The sequence below is a fragment of the Paenibacillus sp. OK076 genome (assembly GCF_900110055.1).
GTDB lineage: Bacteria > Bacillota > Bacilli > Paenibacillales > Paenibacillaceae > Paenibacillus.
Map to the genome: position 1 here is coordinate 3,332,746 of NZ_FOCH01000001.1, position 17,298 is coordinate 3,350,043.

The 17,298-nt window shown below is 42.8% G+C and carries 15 protein-coding genes; 3 read left to right on the forward strand and 12 right to left on the reverse strand.

The window, feature by feature from the left end:
• The 3 genes from BMY78_RS14670 to metH all read right to left on the reverse strand — a co-directional run bounded on the left by BMY78_RS14670 (nt 1) and on the right by metH (nt 5,616).
• Nucleotides 1-810 carry a TIGR01457 family HAD-type hydrolase gene (locus BMY78_RS14670; RefSeq protein WP_090899914.1) on the reverse strand — a complete coding sequence of 270 codons (810 nt, stop codon included), beginning with the start codon at nt 808-810 and terminating at the stop codon, nt 1-3.
• A 353-nt stretch (nt 811-1,163) separates the two neighbouring features.
• Nucleotides 1,164-2,102 (reverse strand): ribonuclease Z, encoded by a 939-nt coding sequence (gene rnz / locus BMY78_RS14675; protein ID WP_090902469.1) that lies wholly within the window; start codon nt 2,100-2,102, stop codon nt 1,164-1,166.
• Nucleotides 2,103-2,175: 73 nt separating this feature from the next.
• Complete coding sequence (gene metH / locus BMY78_RS14680) at nt 2,176-5,616, reverse strand: methionine synthase (RefSeq protein WP_090899918.1); 3,441 nt, start codon at nt 5,614-5,616, stop codon at nt 2,176-2,178.
• A 179-nt stretch (nt 5,617-5,795) separates the two neighbouring features.
• Here metH and BMY78_RS14685 point away from each other — a divergent pair, with 179 nt between their 5' ends.
• On the forward strand, nt 5,796-6,341 hold the full coding sequence (locus tag BMY78_RS14685) for a cupin domain-containing protein (RefSeq protein ID WP_090899920.1): 546 nt from the start codon (nt 5,796-5,798) through the stop codon (nt 6,339-6,341).
• Between the two features lie 89 nt (nt 6,342-6,430).
• Here BMY78_RS14685 and BMY78_RS14690 read toward each other — a convergent pair whose 3' ends face one another.
• The 8 genes from BMY78_RS14690 to BMY78_RS14725 form a co-directional block, all read right to left on the reverse strand.
• A complete protein-coding gene (locus BMY78_RS14690; RefSeq protein WP_090899923.1) occupies nt 6,431-7,105 on the reverse strand; it encodes a GntR family transcriptional regulator in 675 nt (224 codons plus the stop codon).
• Between the two features lie 104 nt (nt 7,106-7,209).
• Nucleotides 7,210-8,841 (reverse strand): ABC transporter substrate-binding protein, encoded by a 1,632-nt coding sequence (locus BMY78_RS14695; RefSeq protein ID WP_090899926.1) that lies wholly within the window; start codon nt 8,839-8,841, stop codon nt 7,210-7,212.
• A gap of 77 nt (nt 8,842-8,918) precedes the next feature.
• The gene (locus BMY78_RS14700; protein WP_062325447.1) at nt 8,919-9,788 is read right to left on the reverse strand and encodes a carbohydrate ABC transporter permease; all 870 of its coding nucleotides are present in this window, start codon (nt 9,786-9,788) and stop codon (nt 8,919-8,921) included.
• A 12-nt stretch (nt 9,789-9,800) separates the two neighbouring features.
• Nucleotides 9,801-10,730 (reverse strand): ABC transporter permease, encoded by a 930-nt coding sequence (locus BMY78_RS14705; RefSeq protein ID WP_371129169.1) that lies wholly within the window; start codon nt 10,728-10,730, stop codon nt 9,801-9,803.
• Between the two features lie 569 nt (nt 10,731-11,299).
• Nucleotides 11,300-12,106 (reverse strand): HAD family hydrolase, encoded by an 807-nt coding sequence (locus tag BMY78_RS14710; protein WP_090899929.1) that lies wholly within the window; start codon nt 12,104-12,106, stop codon nt 11,300-11,302.
• A 27-nt stretch (nt 12,107-12,133) separates the two neighbouring features.
• On the reverse strand, nt 12,134-12,646 hold the full coding sequence (locus BMY78_RS14715; RefSeq protein WP_090899932.1) for a hypothetical protein: 513 nt from the start codon (nt 12,644-12,646) through the stop codon (nt 12,134-12,136).
• Between the two features lie 126 nt (nt 12,647-12,772).
• On the reverse strand, nt 12,773-12,982 hold the full coding sequence (locus tag BMY78_RS14720) for a DUF896 domain-containing protein (protein WP_062325454.1): 210 nt from the start codon (nt 12,980-12,982) through the stop codon (nt 12,773-12,775).
• 96 nt (nt 12,983-13,078) lie between these two features.
• Entirely contained in the window at nt 13,079-13,456 is a 378-nt protein-coding gene (locus BMY78_RS14725) for a LysM peptidoglycan-binding domain-containing protein (protein ID WP_090899935.1), read from the reverse strand.
• Between the two features lie 306 nt (nt 13,457-13,762).
• Here BMY78_RS14725 and lexA point away from each other — a divergent pair, with 306 nt between their 5' ends.
• Nucleotides 13,763-14,389: a transcriptional repressor LexA gene (gene lexA / locus BMY78_RS14730; RefSeq protein WP_090899937.1), complete on the forward strand. Its 627-nt coding sequence runs from the start codon at nt 13,763-13,765 to the stop codon at nt 14,387-14,389.
• Nucleotides 14,390-14,499: 110 nt separating this feature from the next.
• On the opposite strand, the gene BMY78_RS14735 is transcribed toward lexA, so the two are convergent.
• Nucleotides 14,500-15,801: an aldehyde dehydrogenase gene (locus tag BMY78_RS14735; RefSeq protein WP_090899940.1), complete on the reverse strand. Its 1,302-nt coding sequence runs from the start codon at nt 15,799-15,801 to the stop codon at nt 14,500-14,502.
• A 558-nt stretch (nt 15,802-16,359) separates the two neighbouring features.
• On the opposite strand from BMY78_RS14735, the gene BMY78_RS14740 reads away from it, so the two are divergent.
• Nucleotides 16,360-17,019: a CatB-related O-acetyltransferase gene (locus BMY78_RS14740; RefSeq protein WP_090899942.1), complete on the forward strand. Its 660-nt coding sequence runs from the start codon at nt 16,360-16,362 to the stop codon at nt 17,017-17,019.
• The last annotated feature ends 279 nt before the right edge of the window (nt 17,020-17,298 follow it).

Genomic DNA, 17,298 nt, shown 5'->3' on the forward strand with positions numbered 1-17,298 from the left:
CTACCCCTTCTTGGATGCTTGGCTTGTCGTCTGCGACAGCCACTCAATCAGTTTATGCAAATCTTCAAACACATGATCAGGACGAACCTTGGTCGCCTGGATGTGACTATCCATATTGTCTCGTGTCGTTATTCCGGTAAGAACCAGCATTGTCTCGCATCCTGCCGCAGCTCCTGCCGCAATATCTGTACGCATATTGTCTCCGATTACAGCAACTTCATCAGACTTTAAGTTCAATCGGCTAATGGCAGACTTCATAATAATACTTGAAGGTTTGCCAATGACGGTAGGGTGAACTCCGGTTGCAGCTTCTATCGCTGCCCCAATCGTTCCCGCTCCTGGCGTAAGTCCATCATCAGAAGGAAGTTGCAAGTCCGGGTTGGTCATGACAGATTTAGAACCACCGTTGATCCAGCGGAGCGCTTTGGTCAATTTATGATAGGAAAATTCACGATCAATCCCTTGTATTACGTATTCAGGTTCATCATCCGTTAGTGTAAGCCCTGCAGCTTCTATAGCTTGCAACAGCCCCTCTTCTCCGATACAAGCCACTTTCGCACCTGGAGACTCTTGGGCCACGTATTCCGCAGCCGCCACCGCAGAAGTACATACCTGTGATGCATCGGCAGGGATACCCATCCCGTTCAGATGATCTGCCACACCTTGCGGAGTACGCGAAGAATTATTAGTCACAAACAAATAAGGCATGCCTTGTTCATTCAATGTCTGAATAAGCTTATCGGCTCCTTCGATACGATGTCTGCCATGATAGAGCGTACCGTCCAGGTCGATCAGATAGGCCTTAATCATATACAGCACTTCCTTTCTTTATTTCATTAACATTTCATGTCATTAACCATTTGCCTCGAACTTCAATGGCAACCTATGTATACCCTACGAAAAACGGATTGCTCGCATCTGCACGCAACACGTCGAACCGAATCGAACACAGACGTCTGGCCCGCGCGCCTTCTGTACAAGCTTGTCATTTCCTGCGCTTTCCCGGAAAATAATTTGAATCATTTCCCTGCTCATATTGCCCATCCTACACGCTTTCCGGCCAGATTGCAAAAGGGACCTCGGGAGTAACTTCCCCTCAGTCCCGTGCAATTAACGGCTTCTTCTTCCGTCGTGTTTGGCTGTACTGTTTCGCACATCCACCATTAGGATTCGCTCTTACGGTGAACAACTGGAATAAGCTCGTGTTCAATCGCAAGTGTTGTATTCGGGAATATCGACTGTGCTTCTTCCAAAAGTGGCTGCAGCTGATCCTCATCTTTGTAACGAGAGCTAAAATGGGTCATGATCAGCTGTCCTGCACCTGCCGCTCTTGCCGCCTCAGCCGCTTGCTTCGATGTACTATGATAGTACTCATGAGCCGTATCAGCCAAATCATGCAGAAACGTAGCTTCGTGCACAAGAACATCCGCATTTAGTGCAAGTGGCTGTACATTTTCACATGGACGCGTATCTCCCAAGATGGTAATGACCATCCCACGCTTGGGTACACCCAACACATCTTCTGGGCGAAGGAAGTCCCCGTTGTCGAGGGTAATCGTTTCTCCCCGCTTCAAGCGACCAAATAGCGGCCCTGGCTTCAGGCCATACTCAGCCAGTTTTGCAGGATCCAGACTGCCCGGACGATCCTTTTCGGTAATCCGATACCCATAACTGTCGATACGATGTTCCAGCAACGCAGATTCCACAATGAAGCTCTCGTCTTCGAAAAGCACTCCGCCTGTATGCTCTACAATGCTTAGATCATAGTTTAGACGTGATTGACTCAGCTCCATGGTTGTCATGATCATTCGTTCAGTTCCTGGCGGACCATACACCGTTAACGGCGTAGTACCACCCTGATATGCTCTGCTGGAGAGCAGACCTGGAAGTCCAAATACATGATCTCCATGTAAATGGGTTATAAATATTTTCTCCAATTTGCTCAATTTAAGCGGAGAACTTAAAATCTGATGCTGGGTTCCTTCCCCGCAGTCAAACAACCACAATGCTCTACGCTCATCCAACATGCGCAGCCCTATGGAAGTTACATTCCGCTGAAGCGTCGGTACACCAGCGTTAGTTCCCAGGAAATATAGTTCCATCTGGATCGCACCTCTTTCTGCTGCCAGCAAAAAGCCTCCGACAATGCGGAGGGCTTTGCCTGACCTTTTACTTTTAAGCCTTATCCACGTTAAAATACTTCGCTTGCGGGTGGCTGAATACCATCGCTGATACGGATGCTTCAGGTTCCATCATGAAACCTTCAGTCAATTCCACACCAATATCCTCAGGCTGTAACAACTTGAACAGCGGCCCTTGGTCTTCCAAATCGGGACAAGCCGGATATCCGAATGATACCCTGATTCCCTGATAGCGTGCTCCATGACGCTGCTTCATGGTCATCTGTGCTGGATCCGGGAATCCCCAGATATCTCTCATCATATGATGAACCCGCTCAGCTAATCCCTCTGCTACTTCAAGCGCTACGGATTGCAGAGCATGTGAGCGAAGATAATCACCTTGCTCCTTCCAAGCTGTCGATAACTCCCGTACACCGTGCCCAGCCGTAACGACCATGAAACCAACGTAATCCATTTGTCCGGATTCCACTGGCTTCAAGAAATCGGACAGGCAGAGGTATGGTTCAACTTTTTGACGAGGGAACGTGAATGTATGCAGGATATTGCTTGTATCCTCCGGGTCATAGATAATGACGCTGTTACCGCTGGACTGAGCAGGGAAGAAACGATACATCGCATGAGCCTGAATAATCCCGTCACGAACAGCTTCCTGCATAATATCATCCACTACCGCTTTCAGGTCAGTAGCTTTCTGATCACCCGAAGCAAGCAACTGCTCTACTGAGCCACGCAAACCAAGATGGTGACCTAGCAACATCTGCATGTTCACATACGGTAAGATGTGTGATAGCGGATAATTTCGCATAACATGTCGTTCCAGATCCGGCGGAACAAGGACCGGGTTGTCTATTGCGATATCCGAACGTTCTACCCGTGTAAGCTCAGGAAGTGAGGTAACGGTTTCTGCACCAGCTGCGTCCGCCTCTTTTTCTGCGTCCATCTCCAGCTGCATCACTTCACGAGTGCTTGGGTTCATGAGCTTGTTGGCCAAATCCAGACCGTCCATCGCATCTTTTGCATATACAACCATGCCGTTATATTCCGGGCGTATACGATTCTTGGTGAATTTGCGTGTCAATGCCGCTCCACCAACCATAATAGGTACATCAATTCCTGCTGTACGCAAGTCCTGAGCGGTAAGAATCATCTGCTGCGCCGATTTTACCAACAGACCGGATAGACCGATCGCATCGACTTTTTCTTCTCTGTACGCCTCGATAATTCGCTCTGGTGGTACTTTTATACCCAAATTAATGATCCGGTAACCGTTATTGGAAAGGATGATCTCCACAAGGTTTTTGCCGATGTCGTGTACATCGCCCTTGACCGTCGCCAGAATAATTTTCCCTTTAACTGACGTCTCATTCTTCTCCATGAACTGTTCCAAATAAGCTACCGAAGCCTTCATGACTTCCGCGCTCTGAAGCACCTCTGCTACGATCAACTCATTATTGTTAAACAGTCGCCCTACTTCTTCCATGCCCCGCATCAGCGGTCCATTGATTACTTCAAGGGCTGTATATTTGGTCAGTGCCTGCTCCAGATCGGGCAGCAAGCCTTCTTTACTTCCTTCAACAACATAGGATGCGAGACGTTCTTCCAACGACAGGTTCGAAATCTTTTCTTTTTTCTCGACCTTTTTGTTACGGAACGCCGCTACGAAAGCAGCCAGTGTCTCGTCATTCGTATTATATAACAGCTCTTCCGAGAGTCTGCGCTCTTCTTCCGGAATGGATGCATAACGCTCCAGCTTCTCTGTATTAACGATGGCATAATCGAGACCTGCTTTGGTACACTCATATAAAAATACAGAGTTCAGCACTTCACGCCCTGCTTCAGGCAATCCAAATGAAATGTTACTGATCCCCAGTATCGTATGACATTCAGGCATCGCTTCTTTAATGACACGAATACCTTCAATTGTTTCTTTGGCGGAACCGATATACTGTTCATCGCCCGTCCCTACTGGAAACACCAGGGTGTCAAAAATTAGGTCTTCTGCTTTTAACCCATATTTGTTCACCAGCAAATCGTAAGATCGCTTGGCTACCTCCAGCTTGTCCTCACGACTAATGGCCTGACCACGTTCATCAATCGTTCCGACAACGACAGCACCGCCATATTTATGCAAGAGCGGAGTGACCAGCTCGAACTTTTCCTCGCCGTCCTCAAGGTTAATGGAGTTAATTATCGCTTTACCTTGAGAGTATTGCAGTGCAAGATCGATAACGGCTGCATCCGTCGTATCGATCATAAGTGGCACCTTTACTTTTTTGACAACAAGTTCAAGGAATTTCTCCATATCTTCGGCTTCTTCACGGTCCGGGTCTTGAACACAAACGTCGACAACATGTGCCCCATTTTTCACCTGAGCCCGAGCAATTTCCGAAGCTTCTTCATATTTCCCTTCAACAATAAGACGCTTGAATTTCCGTGATCCAAGTACGTTCGTACGTTCCCCAACCATGTAAGGGCGATTGTCCTGTTCAACGTAGACTGGATCAATTCCCGACAATGCTGGTGGATGTGTTCCATTCATTTCTCTTGGAGGGTACTTGGCAAGTGTATCCCGCATTGCCCGAATATGTGCAGGTGTTGTTCCACAGCAGCCACCCGCGATGTTCAACCAGCCCTGCTCGGCAAAAGCACCGATCTTCTGAGCAAGCGAATCAGGGGATTCATGGTAATTACCGTTTTCATCCGGAAGACCTGCATTTGGATAACAACTTACCGCAACTGAAGCCATCCCGGAAAGCGAGCGAATATGGTCACGCATGAATTCCGGACCTGTAGCACAGTTTAGTCCCACTGAAATTGGGTTAAGGTGTTCTAAGGATATATAAAAAGACTCAATATTCTGACCAGCGAGGGTTGTACCCATCGGTTCGATCGTTCCTGAGATCATCAAGGGAAGCTTGATACCACTTTGCTCGAATGCCTGTTGAATTCCAATGCTACCTGCTTTTACATTAAGCGTATCTTGTGAGGTTTCAAGCAGCAGCGCATCAACGCCTCCCTCAATTAAAGCAAGCGCTTGCTCAAAATAACTGTCGATGAGTTCTTGGAACGTTACTCCACCTGTTACAGACAGCGTTTTGGTAGTAGGGCCCATAGCGCCGACCACATAACGTGGAGACTCCGGTGTCGAGAATCGATCCGCGGCCGCTTTTGCAATTCTGGCTGCTTCGAGATTAATTTCACGTGCACGGTCCTGAATGTCATATTCAGCAAGTACAACTGAAGTTGCACCAAACGTATTTGTTTCAATCAAGTCAGCACCGGCTTCCAGATATTCCTCATGAATACGCTGGATCAGCTCTGGACGTGTAAGTACAAGCATTTCATTACACCCATCCAGGTCTTCTCCGCCAAAATCTGCGCCTGTGAGTTCAACCTGCTGAATCATTGTCCCCATTGCACCGTCGAGGATCAATATTCGTTGTTTTAATGCATCATGTAAGCTAAGCTTATCCAATATCGTCACCTCCGCAAAACGTTAAATCTTAGTTTAACAGAAACTAACTTAATGTGAAAGATCGGGTTTGATCAGTCCCCTGGCGGTTTTTGTTGAAGTTCGAATCAATTTGTGAATCGACAAAAATAGAGGAATCCGATATAATAGCGATTAAACCAAGTGGAAAAGAGGGAAAGAACATGGCTGAAATTGTAATCCGAAATACGAACGAACGTATCACTGGAGACGAAAATGTTCGAAATTTCTTAAACAAATATGATGTTTTATTTGAAAAATGGGACGCGTCAAAATTAAACACTGATCTGCAAAACAACTTTGGACTCACAGATGAACAAAAAGAAGAAGTCCTAAAAACATATGACTATGAAATCAGAGACTTGGCTGCACGTCGCGGATACCAAATCTGGGATGTAATAACGTTATCAGAACAAACACCAGATATTGAAGAGAAGCTTGCCAAATTTGAAGAGATTCACACTCATGCTGAAGATGAAATCCGTGCAATTGTAGCCGGCAAAGGAATCTTTGTCATCAAAGCTACAGATGATGTAGGTTACTTTAATGTAGAATTGTCTCCTGGAGACGTTATCTCGGTACCTGAGAACACCCCACACTTCTTCACATTGATGGAGAATAAACAAATCATTGCCGTGCGGCTGTTCATTGAAAAAGATGGCTGGATCGCAGATCCGTACCCTGATCCAACGTTTATCAAACAAGCCTAATTAGCAAATTCTATCATTTGCTCAACAAACCCCTGTTCATTTCGAACAGGGGTTTCTGCATATGGAGAAAGTATACAACATTTGATGTTTTATATAAAATAATGCGGATATTTGGCCTTCATCTTCTCTTGTTCAACAACAACGAGTCTGAGATGAGCTTCCATAACCTTAACAGCTCGCTCGGTTTCACGTTCCGTGATGAGTCGGTATATTTCTTTGTGTTGTGAAATAATAACCTCTGCATCGGAATCTTCAGACAGGCGTAACAAACGAAGGCGATTAAAGGGAATATTGAGCTGCTGCAGCATTTTCCAACTTCTCATTTTTCCTGTGCCTTGAAACAATATTTGATGAAACTCTTCATCCAGTTCAAAAAGCCGATAGAAGTTATTTTTTCCTATACATACTTCCTGCATGGCAATATTGGTTTCAAGTCTGAATCTGAATTCTTCCGGAAAAGAAGTACAAGCCAGAGTAACAATTTCCTTCTCCATCTTCTCTCTCATAAACCTGCCTTCTTCAACATGCTCCAGATTAATATGGGACACGATGGTTCCACTCTGTGGAATGATATCCAGTAATTCTTCTTCGGCAAGCTTCATGAATGCTTCACGTACTGGCGTTCTGCTTACTTGCAATTCATCGGCAATTTCCTTCTCGGAAATCTTGGTACCAGGCTCAAGTTCAAGGTGCAGAATTCGTTCCTTTATCAGATTGTATGAATAATCCCGGGTCGAACCTCTAATCTTTTGATTAAGTGACATTCCGTAACCTCTTCCTCTCAGCCGTATTCATCCATCTTAGCACAATTTGCCGCTCCACTAAAATTCCCTCAGTGAAACGGCAATGGGCAAATTTCAATTCAGAACTACTGTTGCTTGTTTTCTTTGTACTTCTTATACGTGTCGTTGGCAAGCTGCAAATATTGAGACAATCCTTGGCTTTCCAATTCTTTTACAAATGCATCAAACTCGGTAAGTTTGCGTTCTCCCAAAATGAATTTAAGTGTATTTTGATCCGAAAAATCCTTGAGTGGTGTACTGAGCAGCGTGACTTGTTCACGATCGATATCCGAGTAAGGAATTGGTGGCTCTGCAGGAATCACTTCTTTTGTATCTTTCATGTCTTGTTGGAATTTCAGTTCTTCCTCACTAAACATGGATTGCAGCAAATCTGTCGTGCCTCCATATGCAAACACACCACCAGAGAAGCCGTAATCTATACGCAAATCTTTCGTGCCCTTCGGATTCAATCCGTTATAATTCACGTCTTCTGCCAGTTTACGAACGCCGTCCTTTTTGGTGAAGGTTTCGCCTTCAACACCCCATTTAGCAAATTCCTGACCTTCATCACTATAATATAACCAGTCAATAAATTGCATGGTTGCTTTAAAGTTTTCGCTGTCTTTAATTTTCCCGGAAATCATGACACCGTTTTCAAGTCTGGAGCCAGACATCAGTTGGCCTTTTGGACCACCAGGGACCGTAATTTTGGCGATGGAGAAATTCCCTTCTCCCAATGTTTTATTCATGTCATTACGGTGCAGTACTAACGTTTGTGAGTTACCATTGATCATGAATGATTTACCAGAAACGAATTTTTGTGTAGCCTGATCATCGTCTTGCGTGAAGCTTTCCTTATCCAGAAGTCCTTCCGATACAAGCTTGTTGAAGTAAGTTAACATATCTTTATATTCCGGTGTTGTAGCCGTGTATACAAATTCATCCTTGTCTGCCTGATATGTCAGACCATTACCGAATCCCCATCCAGCTTTTGTCCCAAAACCAATAGCTGCAATACCCAGCGTACTATTGAACTTGAATCGATCAGAGAATGGAATGGAATCCGGATAAATTTCTTTCAGCTTTTTGGCAGCCTCATACAATTCATCCCATGTCTTCGGAATGGCAATGTTATTTTTCTCAAAAATATCAGTTCTCACAATAAGCGTATAGTCTGGCCATACCTCTTCGTGTAAACCTGGAAGTACATAATATTTCCCATCTTCTTGTCGAAGGCCCTCCAGCTCATCCTCAAGTCCCCATTTCTCTATTTTATCCTTGAAATTAGGCATCAAATCAACATAGTCACTCACTGGCAAAATCGCACCCGAGGATACAAAAGCCGCTTCTTCACCTGGATAGGTTTTCGGAATAACCAGTGGAGCATCTCCAGAGCTGATCAAAAGAGATCTTTTCTGGGGATAGTCACTCATCGGTACGATGGTAGGATCAAGCGTAACTCCGGTTTTTTCCGAGATTTTTTGGAACAGGAGCCAATCTTTCTTGTACGGGTATGCAGGCTGGTCACTGTACAGAATAGATAGATTAAACGGTTCAGTGGCTTTAAAGGTCTGCCCTACACCATAGGATTCCATGGCTCCCTTGGATTCTGGTTCGACTTTGTCTCCACCAGCTCCGCTGCTACATGCTGCCAGAACGACACTCATCATTGTTGCCAATACCATCTTGCCTACCAGCTTACGTGGTCTCTGTTTCATTCAATTCTCCCCCTGCATGTGGTTTAGATTGGCCTTACAATCAAGATGTTGAACTATATCGTTTTAGGATTACTGTTTTACTGTTTAACAGATCCCAACATGATACCGGTTACAAAATATCTTTGGACGAAAGGATAGATGGTCAGAATAGGAAGAATGGTAAGTACCATGGTCACCGACTTAATATTCGCAGCGATTTGAGTCAAATTATCTGCAGATGCTCCCGCGGAAGCCCCACCAGTCGCGCCGGCGATCATATTACGCAAGTAGATTGTTACTGGGAACAGTTCCTTTTTGTCGAGATACAGAAATGCGGGAAACCATGAATTCCAGTGTCCTACAGCGTAAAACAGAACCATCGTTGCCATGACAGCTTTACTCAGCGGTAGAATGATCCGCAACAAAATGCCGTACGTATTCAAACCGTCGATTGCTGCCGCTTCCTCAAGCTCCTCAGGCATGTTTTCGAAAAATGATTTCATAATTAACATGTTATAAATGCTGATTGCACCAGGCACAACCAAAGCCCACATCGTATTATTGAAACCTAGAGAGTTAATCAGGACATAGTTAGGAATCAAGCCGCCACTGAAAAACATCGTGAAAACTGCAAACATCGTCAAAAACTTTCGTCCCATTAATCTTTTCTTGGATAAGGCATAAGCGAAAATCGTCGTCATGAACATGGAAATTAAAGTACCTACAACCGTATATATAATTGTGTTTTTATAGTTGGTCCAGAACATGCTGTCACGAGAGATCGTCTTGTAGGTTTCAACATTAAATCCTCTTGGGATAATGCTCACCTTGCCTGAATTAATATAAGCCTCGCTACTGAAAGATTGGGCCACAACATTCAGAAACGGATAGAGCGTGATGAACACCACAAGCAGCAAAAAGATGGCATTGAACACTTTAAATACTTTGTATGATTTTGACTCCAGCATATTGCTCCTCCTTTACCACAAGCTTCGTTGTGTCAGTCTGCGTGAAATTGCATTAACCGAGAATACCAGGATCAGCCCAATAATGGATTCGAACAACCCAATGGCGGTAGCATAGCTGAAATTGCTCGACTGCAAACCTACCCGGTACAGATAAGTAGAAATCACGTCAGATGTCTCGTAGATCAGCGGATTGTAAAGGAGTAAGATTTTCTCAAATCCAACCGCAAGGAAATTACCCATGTTCAAAATCAGCAATGTAACAATCGTTGGGAGAATACCGGGTATGGTTATATGGAGGGTTTGCTTCCAACGGTTTGCACCATCGATCCGCGCAGCCTCATACAAAGAATCATCAATGGTTGTCAACGCAGCCAAATATAGAATGGCTCCCCACCCCATACCTTGCCAAACCTCAGAGGTGATATAGATTGTTCTGAACCATTCCGCTCGCTGCATGAAAGGAATGCTGTCTCCGGTAAAAAATGATACCATTCCGTTAATTGAGCCATTAACTGCCGTTAATTGCAGAATCATTCCGGCAACGATGACGATGGACAAGAAGTGCGGAAGATACGATGCGGTCTGCACAAACTTTTTGAAGCGTTTGCTTTTCACCTCATTCAGCAGCAATGCAAAAATGATCGGAACTGGGAAGGTGAAAAGTAACGCAAGTCCACCGAGCATAAGTGTGTTTCCAAATACTTTCCAAAAGGTTGGATCTTGAATGAACATCTGAAAATACCTGAATCCAACCCATGTCTCTCCAAAAATACTGCCTCCCGGTACAAATCGTCTAAAGGCGATTACATTACCAAGCATTGGCCCGTATTTGAAAATAATAAGATAGATAATTGGAAGAATTAACAGCGAGTACAGCTGCCAATCTTTGCGAAGCAGAGCTGCAGCCGTTCTTAACCTGCTTTCTTTTCGTAAAGATGTCATCGTTAGTGTAGTTTTAGCGGTTTCCGACTCCATATGTTATTTCACTCCGATCCTTAGCTTGATAAACTAAAAGCGTTTTCGGCAAGTCTTATCATATCTTCCTTTTGTAGAAGACAAGTATTTAGATGAACTTCACCCCCACTACAAAATCAATAATGTAAGCGGTATCAATTCTGGCAATCACTAGAGATACATATCGGTTAAGATGCTTACCATCATTTTGTTACTAACCACTACCTGTTGTTTTTACTGAATTAAGTGGCTTTCTTTAATTATTTAAAGCGCTTACAATAGAAAGCAAAATTAGAGCGAATAACTCCTGTTTCACTTCATTCGAGTAAGTCAACAGATATCCGCTGCATTTCTTCGCATACTAGTTGTACTAGTATGTTAGTTATATTCTAAATCAGCAGTTCTATAATATCAATAACTTTTAATAAAAAATTTTATATTTCGTAATTACGGTTCAGTTCAAGCTGTCCCAAAACAAAAAAACATTGTTAGGTTTTATGGATAAAATACATCTCATAAAACCTAACAATGTTTGAGCAGTACAAGAAAAAAACGATTTATGATGCACTAATTGAGAATTCAGCAATGATTCGTTCCAATTCGGATAAATGCTTGATTTGATGGTCAGGCACATACGATTCGGTATTCTCTTTGTTCTCACGGTTAATCCAAACAGATTGAATACCTGCAGACAACGCTCCACGAATATCAGTCGTAAGCTTATCTCCAACCATTAAACTCTCCTCAGGTTGCACTCCCAGCTTACTCAATGCGTGCTCGAAGATCGAAGGATCAGGTTTTCCTTTACCGAATGTACCCGAGATAATAATTTCGTCAAAAAAAGGAGCCAATTCAGGAACGCCATCAAGCTTCTCTTGTTGTAAAGCAGGACAGCCGTTGGTTAAAAGCAAAAGCTTGAACTTCCCTTGTAGATGACTCAACGTTTCCATCGTTTCTTCATAGACATGGGGTCTTGATCTCCGCTCTGCCCCAAATTGTGAGGCGAGTTGTTCCGCCAGATCTTCACGATCAACACCCAGCTTTAACAAGCCACGACGCCATGACTCTTTACGATATGCAGGTGCAAGCTGCTCCAACTGGCGAAATTCCGGCTGATCCCCACCCGTGAAGTTAGCCCAAAGACCTTCAAACGGGTTAATCCCAATCATTTTGGTAAACGAAAAAGTTTCATAAGACTCATACAGATTACGTGCCTCATTACGAACAGCTTCTTCAAGTTCTTCGGGTTTAACACCAGTCTCTTGAGCAGCGATCAGGCAAGTCTCATGAAAGGCTTCTCGAACACTGCGCTCATCCCACAGCAAAGTATCATCCAGGTCGAACAAAATCGCTTTTAACGCCATTTCGGTCATCTTCCCCTTTATGCAAAATTACTTTTTCTCGTATGTTTCCACGGTGATTTGATGTGCTTTGGCGAATTTCAGAAGACGCTCAGTGATTGCATCGGTATCATAACGATTGAGTAGTTTGGTAAATACCCATCTCTTACCTCGTGCATTATGCTCAATCACAACCGTGCCTGGCTCAAATCTGAATTTCACGATATCGTCGACTCCAATTGAACGCTCACGGTTCCCTTTTGTCGTCAAAATCCGGTTACTTCCTATTTTGACATAAGGACGACGGAGCATGAAGATGACTGCCAAAAATACATACAGCAACATGGTCACCCAGTCCCAGGTGGTCATCGGAGCTTTGACAAGAAATGTACTCATAAAGAGGTACAGGAATGCTAGTCCGATCAGAAAAATAGGAAACAGAAGGCTGCGTCCTTTAAATACTTCCTCACCTGGTGTGCCTGAAATCGGTTGACCGCTTTTTTTACGTTGCTGATTCAACTGCTTAGAATTTTTCCGAACCGTTCTCTCGAACGAACGCGACATGAGAATCCCCCTTAGATGTTCTTTGTATCGGCTTACATAACAGTAAACCAACATTTCCCCCTATAATTTGCAACCTCTAGATAACAGGAAGAAACCTAAATATCATAATGATATCATTAGGTTTCCTTAATGTTTGAGTTTGCCTTGGTGGCCTTGATCGTTCTCATCATCTACGATTTCAATCGAATCCAGTTGTTGTCTGAAATTGCTTCGAATGTTATTCAAATAGATTTCTCTAAGCTTGGCACGTTCAGCGAGCTCTTCCTCTGTCAATCCAGTAGATTTTTGCTTGCGAGCCAATTCATTAATACGTGCTACCAGACTATCTATATCCAAGCTTGTCCCCTCCAAAAATACAAAGTCATATTAACTTTGACATGATAAGGGCAGCTTGTCAAGCTGACACGCATTAATGCGTGTGAATATGCAGTTTTATTGTGTGAATTGAGGCAGTATTAAGACTTGCCCCACTTGTATTGAAGTTGATCCAAGTTGATTGACTTTCTTAATTGCTTCTATATATATACGTGTATCCATTGTTTCCGGTTTGTGATTCAATGATATACTCCATAGTGTATCTCCTTGTGAAACTGCTATCTTCCCGCCAGGCAACAGATCATTTTCATTACCAGCAAACACTGTCAATACTGTACTGCATCCAACCAGTATAATTAAGCTTACGATTATTAATTTCAAGACCCATGTTGGGACGTTACCTTTTGCAAAAACCTTCTTAAAATTCCTTATGTTCGTTTCAACCACTTCTGAATGCACCGGTTCGTAAATGCTTTGATAAGTAGAATATCTCATTAAATATCGACCTCCAAACGTTTGTTCCTATCCGTTGAAATCAATATAACACGAACACTTGTTTTGTACAATAACTTTTTAGAACAATTGTTCGCTTTTTTTTTGTAACATCCTACATTCCATTATCTTTCTTCTATTGTATGGGAACTGTCATTTGCAGTATTTGATTAGACTAAAAGAAATTTTTCATCTTAATTTGCAAAAAAACATTGATTTTATGGCATTTTATTTAGAACTTATGTTTGTACGAACGGAGGTTCTATGTTATAATTTTCCCAAACGTTACTAAAATGGGGTTGATACGGTATGTCGAAGATATCCAGCAGGCAACAGGCTATTCTGGAGTTTATACGCAATGAAGTCCGGTTGAAGGGGTATCCTCCTTCCGTACGCGAAATTGGTGAGGCCGTTGGGTTGGCTTCCAGCTCTACAGTACATGGACATCTGGATCGTTTGGAGAAGAAAGGTCTGATTAGACGCGACCCAACCAAACCAAGAGCCATTGAACTTCTCAGCCAGGAAGAGTCAGAGCATTCACATCAGTTTGCTCACAGCGTTGCTCGCATTCCAGTCGTGGGTAAAGTTACTGCAGGGGTTCCAATCACAGCAACAGAAAATATCGAAGATTACTTCCCTCTTCCTACGCATTATGTAGGCGATCAGAAAGTATTTATGCTTTCGGTCGTGGGTGACAGTATGGTTGAAGCAGGCATTGTTAACGGAGACTATGTTATTGTACGTCAGCAGCAAACTGCGGATAACGGCGACATCGTAGTAGCCATGACTGAAGACGATGAAGCAACGGTAAAAACGTTCTACAAAGAAAAAGATCATATTCGTCTTCAACCGGAAAATTCGACTTTTGAACCGTTGCGTTTGAAACACGTTAGCATCCTCGGCAAAGTCATTGGCCTTTTCCGTGATATTCATTAATATGTATTGATGTTGTTCAGATGTTTCACAATAAGATACTTAAAGAGGTTGTCCCGTTCCGGGACAACCTCTTTTTTCTACATATTACTTATATTATTCTACGTTAACGACTATTCGCTGCGTCTAAGAATGCTCTTATGATGAGAGAACACATCAAAACTCTGATGACCATGGTAAGAACCCATTCCACTTTCTCCTACGCCGCCGAACGGAAGATAATGTGATGTCATATGAGACAATGTGTCATTAATACAACCACCACCAAAAGAAACTTGATTCAGAACCTGATTCTGCAGATTATCATTTTGCGTGAAGAGGTATAATGCCAGTGGTTTTGGACGGCGAACAATCTCATCTAGCATCGGGTTAAGATCAGTATACTTAAACACAGGAAGGATTGGACCAAAGATCTCCTCTTGCATCACTGGGGATTTCCAATCCACTTCCCCCAGTACTGTTGGTTCAATGAGCAGCTGATCACGTTCAGATCGTCCACCAATCATTGCTTTGCCATCTTGGAGTAACACCGCTAAACGATCAAAGTTACGTGCGTTGACAATGTGCGGAAAATCAGCATTTTGCAACACATCGTCTCCAAATTTGTCCTGAATTTCTGCACCGATCAATTCCACTAATTTGTCATGTACATCCTCATGTACAAGCAAATAGTCAGGAGCGACACAGGTTTGCCCAGCATTCAGAAATTTACCACGAACAATGCGCTGAGCCGCCAGCTTCAAATCCGCATCCTGATGAACTATGACTGGGCTCTTACCCCCTAGTTCTAACGTAACTGGAGTCAAATGCTCAGCAGCTGCCTTCATAACAATGCGGCCAACACCTGTACTGCCTGTAAAGAAAATATAATCAAACTTTTCTTTCAGCAATGCTGTACTGGTCTCGACTTCTCCTTCCACAACTGCCAGGTACTCACTAGGAAATATCTCATGAATCAAATTATAAGTCAGACGTGATACGGCTGGAGTTAATTCAGACGGCTTAATAATAGCACAGTTACCCGCAGCAATGACTCCAATTAGAGGGCCGAAAGCCAGCTGGAACGGATAGTTCCATGGTGCAATAATAAGAGCAACTCCATAAGGTTCTGGATAAATTAGGCTTGTACCATCAGGTATAGCAGAATTTGTAGGCACAGGTTTTGGTGTTGCCCATTCCTCCAAGTGTTCCAATGCAAAATCCAGTTCACCCAACACAATTCGAATCTCGGAGCCATAAGCCTCTGTTTCAGATTTATTTAGATCCGCACGGAGTGCGTCAAGAATACGTTGCTGATATTTCTCAATTCCCTGTCTTAATTGCTGAAGAGCACGAATACGGTACTCTACAGACTTGGTTTGACCTGTATAAAAAAATGTCCGCTGTGCGGAAACCAGTTGCTTCTCTTGTTCCATATTAACATCTCCAATTAATTGTTCAAAATTTAATTTCTAAAAACATAAATGAATTATAACGCAATTATATGAAACTATCAACATATAGATACTGTAAAAATAGAGTAAACAATCAATATGAACTTTCGCTTCAACGATATGATCGTAATTTAATTAACCATTCTCTTTTTTATTGACTACTTTAAAACCTCAATGCTAAGATGCCAAGATCTACACTACGAATACCAGCTTTCCCTTTACCTTTTTGTTTCGGTCCCTGATCTACTACAACGTGAGATAGTAATCGTTCTCGATAGCGCACACGGTTTCTGCCTATGTTATTTCTTCCTGAATTTTCTCTTCATTAAATACACTTGATATATACTTGGAATCAGGATACTTACTGCATATGTTTACGAGAATAGGATTGACAAAAAAAGAGGTCATTGCTACAATGGCCCTCATATCTTAAGGAAGGATGATTCAGATGATTCGTCGTCTAAAAAAACTAAAGAATGTGGCTACCGCATCACGCTTCTAAGTTACTCAGAAATATAACTTAGAAGCGAGGAATTTAAAATGAATATAAACCACTTTAATCACTGGTCCGAAATTAAGTATTTAAAGGACATTGGAACCAATCCATTAATTGATGTTGGCGATTACTCCTATTACTCTGGTTATTACGATAACCATTCATCTTTTGAAGATGGATGCGTGAGATATTTATGGGGAGATGAAAAATCGAGGAGCTTATTCAACCCGATTGAGGAATTTGGTTGGCAAATAGATCGATTAATTATTGGTAATTATGTATGTATCGCAGCCGGCGTCGTTATTCTTATGGGAGGAAATAACAATCACCATGCGGAGTGGATCACGGTTTATCCGTTCGCTAATCAAATTAGCCGTTCATTCTCACCCAAGGGAGATACCATTATAGAAAGCGATGCATGGATCGGCATGAATGCCATGATTATGCCTGGTGTTACCATTGGTGAAGGTGCGATTGTTGCAGCAGGCTCAATTGTAACAAAAGATGTCGCCCCTTACACGATAGTTGGTGGAAATCCTGCAAAAGAAGTTAGAAAGCGTTTCTCAGAAGAAAAAATCATGAAGTTAAAAGAAATGCGCTGGTTTGATTGGAAAAGAGAATCAATTGAAGCAGCCACTCACTTACTTTCTAGTTCTTCTATTGATGAGTTATATGAGTACTATTTATCAGAAATTAAGGACTGAGCTCCTATATATATAAAGCTAGGTAGAATAATATTCTACCTAGCTTCTTTATATCCCCCGCCCACAAAAAGAAAAACCCCTCAGCGCTAGAGCGCCAAGGGATTCAGCTATTAGTACAACGTGATATATTAATCGCGTTCCCATTGGTGGACTTGGGTACGATTTATGTACGATGGCTTCATATTATTGTTTCTTTCATTATATAAGCGCTAAATATGGAATCCAATAGAAACAAAAGCTCGTATTCAATCATAGCTTTGCATGACTTGAGGGACGTTT